This is a genomic window from Streptomyces sp. NBC_01571 (assembly GCF_026339875.1).
In the GTDB taxonomy this organism is placed as follows: domain Bacteria; phylum Actinomycetota; class Actinomycetes; order Streptomycetales; family Streptomycetaceae; genus Streptomyces.
On the sequence record NZ_JAPEPZ010000008.1, the window covers coordinates 31,681 to 43,378 of the forward strand.

Below are 11,698 nucleotides of genomic sequence, written 5' to 3' on the forward strand. Positions count from 1 at the left end.
GGGCAAAACCAACCGCGACGACAAAACGTCCGCGAACACGGCCGACAAGACGTCCCTGAGCAAGGACGACAAGAACCACTCGGCCAGGACCAGCGCGGCGAAGACCTCCAAGGACGACAAGAACCACGACACCGACACCAGCGGCCGGTCGGTGAAGTCCTCGAACGACTCGAAGAACACAGGCGACTTAAGGACGGCGAGCGATTCGAAGAACGCCAAGGGAGACCAGCGGACCACCACCGTCCACGACGGCGACGGCGGCGAAGCCCTCGCCCCGAACCCCAAGACCACCCCCAAGACCAGCAAGGCCACCGGGCCGCAGGACCAGGCGGCCAAGGCGTCCGGTGCGCAGGCGGGTAAGCCGGCCGGCCCGAAAGGCAAGGTGCCGGCCGACTCGAAGGACCAGACGGCCAAGCCGGGCGACTCCAAGGAGGCCGCATCCGGCGATCCGAAGGAGAAGGGGCAGCAGCCGACCGGCCCGCAGGACGCATCCGCATCGGCCGCAGCTGAGGGTCGGCCGCGTACGCAGGACGCCCGCGAGGCCGGGTTCCGCGACGGCCACCGTGCCGCGCGTGGTGTCGCTCAGGTCCGCGCTTACGTCGACGGCACCCGGGACGGCTACGCCGACGGCACGGAGCAGGCCGCCAAGGACAAGGCCCGGCTCGATGAGGCCCACCAGGACCGCAAGGAGCAGCGCGCCGACGCCCAGCAGCGGCCCGCGCCAACCAGCAGAGACGGAGAACAGCAGCCGGTGAGTGACACAACCGTCGACACTGCCGCCCCGCTCGCGGTGAAGGGCATCGACAAGGACCGCGTCTACCTCGGTGACGGCGCGGCCCGCGAGTCGATGACCCGCGGCGAGGTCCGCAGCCTGAAGACCTTCGAGCGGCGCCTGAAGGCCCGCTCCACGCAGATGGCCAAAGCCGCCGACGTCCTCAAGGCCCTCGTCGCCTACGAGAAGGAACAGGCGCGCCAGGCCCTCGCCCTGGCGGAGAAGGCCAGGAGCGTCAAGGGCGGCGAGAAGCTGATGCCGAAGCTCCAGCGCCTGGCCGAGGCGGCGCAGCAGGAGGCGGCGGCGGCCGAGGAGGCGCACAAGCGGGCCGTACGTGCCGCCGAGTCCGTGAAGGTGCTCCTCGCCAACGTGGAGAAGCGCGACGGCCTGATCTACAAGGCCGTCCTCGACAGTCCCGAGACGATGCCCGCCGAGATGGCGTTCTACCAGGAGGCCGCGTAAATGGCCGTCAAGATCACGTACAAGCAGCTCCGCGCCGAGGTGCAGGCACTCGCGAAGAACGTCCGCAAGGGCGGTGAACAGGTCCGCCAGCGTGCCAAGGCATTGGAGGCCGCCGCGAAGGACACCGGCAAGGTTGCCGAGTCCATCGGCCGTATGGGAGTCGCTCGGGCCACCATCGCCGAGACCGCCGAGCTGGCCAAGATCATGGACGGGACGTCGAAAGCGATCCTGGCGTACTCGACCAGCACGGACACCACGGGGAAGGCCGCCGACGCGGCCGACGCCCAGGCGAAAGCCTCCCATGACGGCATCAACACGGCCGTGGGCCGCAGCCCCGACCACGCAACGGATCACCGCTGGTACCGGCAGGAATAGCCCGCGCCCACGCACCAATGCGAACGGGGCGCGCTCCCTTCGCCCGGGAGCGTGCCCCGCCCATGGCCCCCATCAAGAGACCCAGGAAGGACCCTACCTCCGATGAACACCGCCACCGAGCGTCGCATCGCCTACGCCACCACCGCGGCCCCCGTCGTCATCGGCGCCGGCGCTCCGCTGCTCGACTCCGGCGCGGCAGGCCTCGCCGGTCTCGTCGTCGGCGGCGCCGGGGCCTTCGCCGCCGCCAATTACATGCACCGCGTCCCGCACTCGGTCATGCAGCAGATCCCCGGAAACGACGTCATCCGCGCCCACCGCTCCACGCTCTTCCTGTCGTCGGTGACGTCCGCGGCCGCCCTCGCCGTCGGCGCGCTCGGCGGTGCCGACGGCATCGACAACCTCGCCTTCGGCATGCTCGACTTCCCCAGCGTGCCCGCGCTGGTCTCCCTCGCCTGGTGGGGCGGCGTCGCCCTGGTCCCGCTCAAGCTCCGCGCCGTGTTCGGCTCGAAGAAGCCGGGTAAGGCCAAGGCCGCGCCCTCCACGCAGGCCACCGGCCAGCCGCTGCAAGCGTCCGGGGCCGTCGCCGGCATCTACCGCAAGTGGGCCGAGTTCATCAGCGGCCCCGAGGGAACCAACCCAGCCCAGGAACTCACCGTCCGCGCCGCGTCCGCCGACTCCTGGCGCGGCGTCATCCGCGCCCCCATGCCCCAGCCGGTCAACGTCACCCGGGAAACCGTGGGCGCCCTCTACGAGGTCCCCGCCGGCCAGGTCACCCTCACCCCCGGCACCCACCCCGGCGAGAAACTCATCACCGTGCACCTGGTGCCGCCCCCCGAGATGGACCCGAACACCCTCGAGGGCGCGTGGCTGATGCGCGTGGCCCGCAGGAGCGGCCCCATGCCGCACACCCACCTCGAAGACGTCCAGGACGACCCCAACACCGGCGGAAAGGCCGCGCTCGTCGTCGCCGACGAGGACATCTCCAAACTGCCCTCACCCGACCGCATGGAGCTCGCCGGCGCACTGCGCACCAACCCCCTGCTGATCTCCTACGAACCCCGGCTCAACCCCCGGCACGGCGTGATCCGCATCATGCACACCAACCCCCTCGAACAAGGACGGGCCTTCCCCGGCCCGCACGTGCTCAAGGCCAACGCCAACGGCTACGTGGTCCTCGGCCAGGGCATCAGCGGACACCCGGCCCGCGTCCAGATGGCCGACCCCCAGCTCGGCGCGCAGCACATCTGCATCTGCGGCGTCACCGGCTCCGGCAAGGGCGGCGCCGCCCAGCTCGTCGCCCTGGCCGCCCACACAAACGGCCACGCCGTCATCTACGCCGACCCCAAAGGCTCCAGCAACCCGGCTGTCGCAGAACTCGCCGCGCACTCCGGTACTGGCCTCGACGGCGCCCTCGGCTCCCTCCGCGTCGCCTACAACCTCCTGCAGCACCGCATCGCCGAGGGCGCGCAGAAGGGCCTGAAGAACTTCACCGCCACCCCGGAGCGCCCCCAGGTCACCGTCATCCTGGACGAGGCCTCACGGCTCCTGGGCGAGGAGTCCTCCTGCCGGAAAGAGGCGGCGTTCATCGTGGACGCCATCGCCACCCAGGGCCGCAGCATGGGCATCCAGCTCGTGCTGATCAACCAGATTCTCCAGCTCGACCAGCTCGGCGGACTCGCCTCGATCCGCGACAACGTCATCTACGGCGGCGCGCTGATCCTGCTGCGCTCCGACAGCTCCCAGAAGAACCTGGTCGACCTGCCCGACCACTTCGAGGGCTGCAACCCCGCCGACATCCCGGCCGTCTGGCGCGAGGAACGCGGGATCATCTTCGACCCCAACATGTCGGAGAACGACCCCCGCCGCACCTTCGGTCTGGGCTACATCGCCGGACCCGGCGGACACCCCGAGATGATGCGCGTCTGGATCCTGGAAGACGCCTCCCCCCACATCGACCACGACCACATCGCCGCCCCGGCCGACATGCCCAACTGGGACGAGCGCGAGAAGCTCGCCCTCGTCTGCGTCCTGGAAGACGAGGAAGGCACCTGGTCCGTCGGCGAGATCACCGTGTCCGCCGGCCGTGAACCGTCCGCCGACGACAAAATCCTGGCCGTCCTCGCCGAGCACGCCGACCCCCTCGCACTGGAAGTCATCTACCTGGACAGGGACGCCATCGGCGAGGCCGCCCAACTGGAAGGCTCCACCTTCAACAACGCCCTCACCAGGCTCGTGAAGGCCGACAAGATCCACCGGCAGAAGAAGGACGGCAAGGAGGTCCGCGGCATGTACGGACCCGGCCCCGAACCCATCACCGGCTGACCAGCGTTGCGAGTTGCCCCGGCCCTCCGGACCTGAACGACCGGAGGGCCAGGGCGCACCGGGCAGCCGTCGCATCGGCATGAGGGCCGGCCGCCCCCCCGTCACACCCCTTCGAGTGCCCCGGGAGGAAGCCTCATGACTACCACGGCCCCCAACACCGACAAGACCCCGGATGCCGCCTGCGCCACGTCGGCGGGGCCGCGCGCGTCCGGGGGAACGGCACCGTGCCGCGCTGCCGGTCGTTCACCGCGCATGGCCGACTCTGTGATCGTCACCGTGCACTACATCCCGCCCGGCGCGTCCGACACCGACAGCCTTCGTCTGGAGCTGCACGCCGAACCCGGCGCCCGCCTCACCGTCCACCTCGGCGCTCACCGTCCGCCGGCCCCGGCCTCCGCGGATATCCCCGCCCAGCCTCAACCTGCCAGCCCCGCGTCTCATCCATTACCCCAGGACTCGGACCTGCCCGGCCTGCCCGCCGACTGCGCGCCCGGCACCAGACCCGCGCTGCTCACCGACACCCAGGCCCACGCCCGCATCCGGTACGGACTGTCCCAGGGCTGGACACAACGCCGTATCGGAGAGTTCGCCGGGCGCAAGCTCGCCCTCGTCTGTGTCCCGGAAGACGAGGAAGGTAACTGGTCCGTCGGCGAGATCACCGTGTCCGCCGGCCGTGAACCGTCCGCCGACGACAAAATCCTGGCCGTCCTCGCCGACCACGCCGACCCCCTCGCACTGGAAGTCATCTACCTCCACAAGGACGCCATCGGCGAAGCCGCCGGACTGGAAGGCTCCACCCTCAACAACGCCCTCACCAGGCTGGTGAAGGCCGACAAGATCCACCGGCAGAAGAAGGACGGCAAGGAGGTCCGCGGCATGTACGGGCCAGGCCCCGAACCCATCACCGGCTGACCAACCGCAAGATGGCCGGGCGCCAGCTCGGCGACGACACCAGGCCTTTCAATCGGCCGTCCACGGACCACTCGACGGCAACGGCCCGGCTCCGCACATTCCGGAGCCGGGCCGTTTTTCGTTTCCAGAGCCGTCAGGCCGCGGTCGACTGGGCTGACGACTTGATCTCTACCTCCATCCCCACCGATGTCGACAGGGCCTCGATCAGCTCGCGCACCATCGTTCGCGTGCCGTCCGGGTTGCGCTCCATGGCGGCCCGGACGGCGTCCGGGCTGAGCTTCCTCGTGACCCGGTGCAGCGCCTTGTACGGGTCGGCGGACGAAGGGAGTTCCTGCTTCCCCTCGATGCTGGCGAGGTACGCAAGCACGGCCTCCTCGGTGGCCTTCTTCTTTCCGGCCGCCTCGGGAGGCAGCGCCCGGACGGCTCCCTTCACCATGTCGGACGTGACGTCCAGTCGCTTCACCTGGATCAGGGCGAGGTAGAGCAGGGCGGCAGCGTCGATGCCGTGGTCCTCGGCGAGCGACACCAGCCCCCTCGCCTGGGCGATGCCCAGCTTTTTAGAAACTACAGTTTCCAAATCGTTCGATTTTCCGTGGACCGATTCGAACAGCTTCTCTGTGATCTTCCACGTCTTGATCAGCTGGTTCGCGTACTGCGGCGTGATGTCCCACAGCTCGTTGCAGTAGTCCTCGAAGGTCTTGTGTGTCGCCCGGTACAGCTTGCCGTCCCGGATGACCTGGAGCGCCTTGCCCGCAGCCCAGTACGCGATCCGCAGGTTCTCGAGCGCGGCCTCGCAGCGCACCAGGAGTTCGCGCTCCTGGGCGATGAGAACCGGGGTGTCGGAGAGCTGCTTCGTCGGCAGGTGATCGATGGACCGAGCCAGCGCCACCGCCGTGTCCGGCCGCCCCGGCCCCTGCGGCGCGCCGTTGATGTTGATCTGCCGCCCCATCAGAGCATCTGCTCCATCGTCAGGGCGACGCGCATGAAGTCCTCGCGGGCGTTCAGCGCGGTGCCGCTCATCTTGTACTCGGTGACGAGCGTGCCGTTCTCGTAGGCGTGCTCATGGATCGTGTACCGACGGATCGGGTCGGCAACGCGCGGATAGTTCCGCTCGTCGATCCACTCCTTCACCTTGTTCAGTTGCCTCTCGTGTTTATCCTTGCCGGGATCGTGCATATTGATCACGACCAGAAAAGGAATACCCCGCGGCTTAAGAACACGCTCGATCGTGAACTCGCACTCATCCCACGTAATTTTGGACGGGGTGATCGGCACGAGCGCCAAATCCGCCACCTCCAAGACCTCACGCAAAGCGTCGGCTGTACGACTCTCGCCAAGCGGGTCCGCGCCCCATTCGGCATCAGGGTCGACATCCAGAAAGCCGGGGGTATCGACGATGATGCGACGCCGCTCCGGGTCGTCCACGATGCCCGGGAGGATGCTGAGCTTGCTTTTGGTGACGACATAGTCGAACGGCAGCGCCGCCTCGCGTACGCCTGCGCACCACTTTTCCAGGGTGCCCTGGACGTCGATGCCGGCCGCGACGACGGGGGAGCCCTCGGACTCGTCTGCGTTGGACATCACTGCCGACCTGCCAGCACAGGCGGCCGTGTTCACCGCGATCGTGGACTTGCCCGCGCCGCCTTTCTGCTGAATGACGACGATCACCTTCCCCGACCGCCCGGCGCGTGCCGTGGTGTCGGTGGCACGTTGCACGCCTGTTGATGTGGTCATCCGGTGGCCTCTCAGTCGTCCGTTGATTTCACCGCCCAGTGCGGCTACTCGGACGCGGCACAGCTTGCCAGAAGGCCAAGATCACACGTCGACACCCGCCAGGAGCGCGTCGGGGCGACCGGGCGCCCCTACCGTGCCTGCACGCGCGTCGGCGGGCCCGCGCGCGGATCGCGGATCGGAGCGGTGCTGTCCCGGCGGGTCTGAGGGGTGCTGTGGGGCTCAGGGCATCGTCCACTGCTGGTTCGCCTGGCCTGTGCAGTTCGTGATTGCCACGGTGCTGGCGTCCAGGCATCTTCCTGAGTGGGGGTTGACGATTTCCTGCAGGGCGTCGCGTGCCCATTTCTGGGCTGGGGTGGTGTTGCAGGTGAAGAGTTGCACGGTCGAACCGTTTGCGGCCTCGCCGTTCACCACGTCCAGGCAGCGGTTGTCGGATCCGTTGCGCAGGGAGCCGTCTGCCAGCGCCTGCCACTGCTGTGTGTCGGTTCCGTTGCAGGGGGCTAGTAGCAGCGACGTGCCGCCGTGGGCGGTGTCCTGGCCGGACGTCAGACACATGCCGGTAGAGCTGACGACCGATCCTGGGTAGGTCGGTGCGGTGGTGTGCGTGGGGGTGGGACGGGGCGAGGTGCTGCCGTTCGCCGCGGTGACCGTGGCGGATGGCTTGGCCGGGGTTGTGGCGGTCGGCAGTACGGCGGTGGTCGCGGTCGTCGTCGCGGTGACCGTGGTGGACGGCCGTGCGGGATGAGTCGGTGTGCCGGCTGACGCCGGCCGTCCCGGCGGTGGGACGACCGGCAGCCCTTCGCCAGGCCTGTCGGTGCCGACGGCGGTGACGACGTCGGAGGCGGGGGGCCGGTGGGGCGGGTCGGTGATCGTCAGCGCCGCCATTATCACACTGACGACCAGGCCAGCCGCGCTGAGGACCAGCGGGAGTCGGCGCAACTTCTGCGAGGTCGCACCCGGGTGTTGCTCCCGGGCGGGTGTGGGGACGGGCGCTTGCTCCCGGCATGGTGCGAGCGGCGGGAGGTCCTGCTCGCCGGGCGGGGTCACGATTTTGTTCTGGAGATCGCCGCTGTCCGGTGCCTTGGGGGTCCAGAGGATGGTCCCGCACCCGGGGCAGTTGAGGGCCCCGTTCAGCCGTCTTCGGCAGTGTTCGCAGTAGTCCATTGCTGTTCTCCGTGATCATTGGTACCAGTCACGCCGACGGACCAGGTGGTGTGGATACCGGGGGTGAGGTCCCGGCATCACCGCTTTGATGCCGGGGCCTCTTCTCGTTCGTGCCGGCACCCCTGCTCGGGCGGGGAGTGAACGAGAAGCGGGAGAGCGGGGGCGTCTGGCATGGGCGGCGGACGTTCCCCGTTGACCTGTCGCTGCTTGCGTGTTCAGCGGCAAGGGTCCCGCAACTGGAACACGTAGATGGCCAGGGGGATGGTTCACGGTCAGGGTGTGTTCGTGACGGATTGTTATAGGGCGTGTTCGGTGAGCCTTTCAGGCAGAGGAGCGCAGCAAGCAGCAGCGGGGAGCCAGGTTGTGGCTGTGTATGCCGCTGCCCTCGGTCGGCCGGTGCTGAACGGGACCAGGGCCAAGTTGGAGCGTCAGGCCGTCGTGCTGCTGGCGCAGGGCTTGCCGGAAGCATGGTTGTGCGACCTCGAAGGCCGCGCCTCGCCGCCGCGGGGCTGACGTCTGGCGCCGTCCCCGGTCCGCCTGTGGGCCGTTGACCGGCATCGGCCCGCGTCTGCCGTGTCGTGCCCGGCGTCAGCGTCGGGTCGTCGTACAGCGGTTTGTGTTGGCGGTGGTGGGGCCGGACGGCCACCCTGGTTGGCGGTGTCCTGGGCTGGCTGGGTGAAGGGGTGGTGTGCGTTCTCGCTGCGCGGGTCATACCCATTGCGGGCCCCTGCTTCCTGTGGGGTGACCTGCCCGCCCGGCAGGCTCCCCGACAGGACGGCACGTCGGGCGGGCGCGGCGGCCTGGCGCGGGCCGCCGGCCCGGCAGGTCGGCACCGGCAGGTCAGACAGGCCCGGCGGCGCCTCGGGCCGGGCACCGCCACGCTGTGACAGGCGGTGGGGGGAGAGGTTGGCACGCCGTGAGCCGCCCCGGCGGTTTCGGGCGGTACCAGGACGTGTGCCTGGTCGTTGGCCGTGTATGGCCGAACTCGTGATCGTCACCGTGCGGTACACGCCGCCCGGCGCGCCCGACACCGACAGCCTCTGCCTGGAGCTGTACGTCGAGCCGGGCGCCCGCTTCACCGTCCACCTCGGGACGTCTGCGCGCTCGCTGACCTCGGCAGACATCCCCGCGCAGCCGCAGCCCGCCGACCCTCCCCATTACCTTTTTGGTAGCCCCGCAATGGGGCGCCCGGCCTTCGGAGTTGGCATGACTTTCTCCCCCTGTCGATCGCATGTCTTGGGGGGTGGTGTCACCGGCTCCGGAGGCATCGACAGACCGCTGATTAGGGGCATGACCACCGGCTTCTTCGCAGGTCGGGAGGCTCTTCGTAATGTGGATGTGGCGATCGGTGCCGTGGGACGGCCGGGCGAGGACGACCGAAGGACGCGCGTGATCGACGTCAGTGACATCGGCGCCTTCCTCGGCCTGGACGTTGAACATCCGCGGCGCCGTCGATCTGGCCGCCGTGCAGCTTGGCCTCCAGGCGCCGACGGACTGAGGCCGCCCGCCCGTGCGGCCCGTACGGGAGCCGCCCGGCGGGTCGCCGGGCCCGGGGTCCGACCGGGTGCTGCGGGGTGGTCTGAGGGCGGTTTCCGGGCCGTCGTGGGCGTCGCGCGAAAAGCGTGCACACGTGCACGGGCGCACGCGTGCACACGAGACAGGACGGACGCCGGGACCGGGCCGGGGGAGCCGCACGGGGCGGGTCGAGGGCGGGGCTGCGGAGCGCCGCCGACGGCTCCGGGGCGGGGGTCCAACGCGTGCCGCGCGTGTTGCGTGCTGCGCGTGCCGCCTGCGCGCGGTGACGCGCACGTACGCGTGAGGGCGCGCCCCGGCACGGGCCGGGTCCGGCCCGGCGGTCACAGCCCGGTGTCACCGCGTTGGTCACAGCCGCGGTCACCGCCCGGCGCGGCGGGGCCGGCCCCGAGCACGCGCCGCCCGGCCGTCGGGCGCGGCGTCGGCTCGGCGGCCGGGACGGTGGCGGGTAGGCGTTCGGCGGCGAGCTGGGCGCGCGGCGCCGGCGGCAGCTCGGTGTCTCGGGTGCGGGACAGGTCGGCTCGCATCGGTCCGGTGCCCAGCGGGCGGCGGTCGGTCATCGCCCGATTCTCGCCGCGGCGGGAAGTTCTTCATCACCGCCACGACCCGGCGCTTCGGCGGGCCCCAAGACGCGCGCGTGGCGTGCGCGTGCGAGTCGGTGAGCTCCGCCAGGAGCGCGGCGGGCAGATGCTCGTGCTCCTGGCCGTCGTCGGCGTACCGGCGGGGCGCAGCATTCGCACGGCCCGCCGGCGGTTACGGGTTACCGGTTACAGGCGGCCCGGAAGGGACCGCACCGGAGCGCCCTGAGCAGCGCGAACCGGCGTCCTCACCGGCCTGTAACCGGTAACCCGTAACCGCCCGGCGGTGTGCCGGGCAGCTGCTCGTGCTCCTGGCCGTCATCGGTCTTGGACGGTGCGCCGCTCGCGACAGCGCAGCATTTGCACGGGCCGAGGAGGGGCAACCCCGGCTGTCGTGTGGCCTGTTGTGTGGGTCGGGTTGTCGGCGCGACAGATGCCCTGTGACCTGCGGTGTGCCCGGCTGCTCCCCGTGGTGGGGTCGAACGCGACAGCCCGGACGGGGAGGGCTGCGAGGGTCTCCGGCGCGGTCGTCCTGGCGGCGGTGCAGCTGGGCCTCCAGCCTCCGTCCTGTGATGGGGGCCTCAAGTGAGGGCCGGTTCTTGAAACCGGCTTGGTCGCTGTCCGCGCAGCATGTGCATGGCCTGGGCTGGAGGCCGCCGCCCCGGCTCCCCGATGCCGCGCCGCGCATCGAGCTGGAGCACCAGGAGCAGCCCGGCGCCGGGCCCGTCCCGCGCGGCACCTCGGCGGGCTCTCACGACAAGCCGCGCCCGCCTCCAGACCGTCATGGAGCACCGGCAGCCCACCGTCATGGGACCGACACGGCCACGCCGCCATGTCGGTGCCATGACGGTCCCCGGGCGCGGTGCTCCATGACGGTCCAAAACGGAGGGCCAAAGCGTGCACACGTGCACGTGCACCCGCGTGCACGGACAGCGCCAGACTGGCCTGGCCAACGCGTGCCGCGCGTGCCGCGCGTGCCGCGTAGGCGAGGCGAAGTGGAGCGCCGGCGACGCCTGTCGACGGGGCCCCCGATACGGGCCGTAAGGCGAGCCGAACCCATGCGAGGCGCTCCACCCGGTTTTCCCTGGTCAGCACTCGCACACGTACTCGTGCACCACTCGCACACTGCTCGTGCATCCGCCCCGTGTGAGCGAGTGGTGTGCGAGCAGTGCACGAGTACGTGTGCGAGCAGATCCGGCCCCGCGAGGCGGTCACGAGAGCACCGCAAGAAGGCGGAGGCCCGGACGGACGGCAGGAGGCTGTGCAGGCCGCTGACGGGGTCTCACGGCATCAGCCTCCAGGCGGTGTTGGGCGCGAAATTGGAGCAGCGTCCGTGACGTCAATCCGGAGAAATCCGGATGCGGTTTCCGATATCCGGTCCGACCTCTTTCGCATTCCCCGAGTTCCCGTCAATTAGATTTCGGAGGTGGGTTTTTGGCGGGAATAGTGTGCGGGTTTTGGCCGTGTCTTTCTTGGTCAATTGGCGGGAATGCGGGGCGGTTTGGGAGTGCGTTATCCTGGCCCGTGGAGGGGGAGAGGGGGTGCCGTGTCAGCCCAGAAGTCATCCGGCCCCGAGAGTGACGCACTCACGGGGCCGACCCTCCGGCCTCTCGGTCGCGCTCCGTGCACACGAGCCGAGCGCCGGACCGGCCCCTCTCCTAGCCAGCCGCTTTTCTGGCGGCCACGGAGTGGACGACAGGTCTTCAAGCAGGCTGCGGAGCAGACTGGTTGGAGACTGATCCGGCGTCAGCCGGATCGGCTGATCGCGGAGCGAGCAGCCCCGGGGGCCGGAGGCCGCCGCCGCGCGGAGCGCGGGAAGCGCCGCGTAGCGGCGCCGCGTCGCGTCTGC

8 protein-coding genes are annotated in these 11,698 nt (G+C 70.0%); 4 read left to right on the forward strand and 4 right to left on the reverse strand.

Translation table 11 applies throughout. The annotated features are described in order from the left end of the window. Positions 1 to 151: 151 nt before the first annotated feature. From OHB41_RS51425 to OHB41_RS51440, 4 genes are all read left to right on the forward strand, one after another. A complete protein-coding gene (locus OHB41_RS51425; RefSeq protein ID WP_266709632.1) occupies positions 152 to 1,234 on the forward strand; it encodes a hypothetical protein in 1,083 nt (360 codons plus the stop codon). Next, positions 1,235 to 1,609: a hypothetical protein gene (locus OHB41_RS51430; protein WP_266709634.1), complete on the forward strand. Its 375-nt coding sequence runs from the start codon at positions 1,235 to 1,237 to the stop codon at positions 1,607 to 1,609. A gap of 102 nt (positions 1,610 to 1,711) precedes the next feature. Beyond that, on the forward strand, positions 1,712 to 3,931 hold the full coding sequence (locus OHB41_RS51435) for a type IV secretory system conjugative DNA transfer family protein (RefSeq protein ID WP_266709636.1): 2,220 nt from the start codon (positions 1,712 to 1,714) through the stop codon (positions 3,929 to 3,931). Between the two features lie 135 nt (positions 3,932 to 4,066). Continuing rightward, positions 4,067 to 4,843, forward strand: coding sequence for a hypothetical protein (locus OHB41_RS51440; protein ID WP_266709637.1), 777 nt, complete (start codon positions 4,067 to 4,069; stop codon positions 4,841 to 4,843). A gap of 133 nt (positions 4,844 to 4,976) precedes the next feature. Here OHB41_RS51440 and OHB41_RS51445 read toward each other — a convergent pair whose 3' ends face one another. The 4 genes from OHB41_RS51445 to OHB41_RS51460 form a co-directional block, all read right to left on the reverse strand. Beyond that, the gene (locus tag OHB41_RS51445; protein WP_266709638.1) at positions 4,977 to 5,792 is read right to left on the reverse strand and encodes a hypothetical protein; all 816 of its coding nucleotides are present in this window, start codon (positions 5,790 to 5,792) and stop codon (positions 4,977 to 4,979) included. After that, entirely contained in the window at positions 5,792 to 6,577 is a 786-nt protein-coding gene (locus OHB41_RS51450) for a ParA family protein (RefSeq protein ID WP_266709639.1), read from the reverse strand. Before OHB41_RS51450 ends, OHB41_RS51445 begins: the two co-directional genes overlap by 1 nt. Before the next feature lie 219 nt (positions 6,578 to 6,796). Continuing rightward, positions 6,797 to 7,738, reverse strand: a complete 942-nt coding sequence (locus OHB41_RS51455) for an RICIN domain-containing protein (protein ID WP_266709641.1) — start codon at positions 7,736 to 7,738, stop codon at positions 6,797 to 6,799. Between the two features lie 1,856 nt (positions 7,739 to 9,594). After that, positions 9,595 to 9,831 (reverse strand): hypothetical protein, encoded by a 237-nt coding sequence (locus OHB41_RS51460; protein WP_266709643.1) that lies wholly within the window; start codon positions 9,829 to 9,831, stop codon positions 9,595 to 9,597. Between the last annotated feature and the right edge of the window lie 1,867 nt (positions 9,832 to 11,698).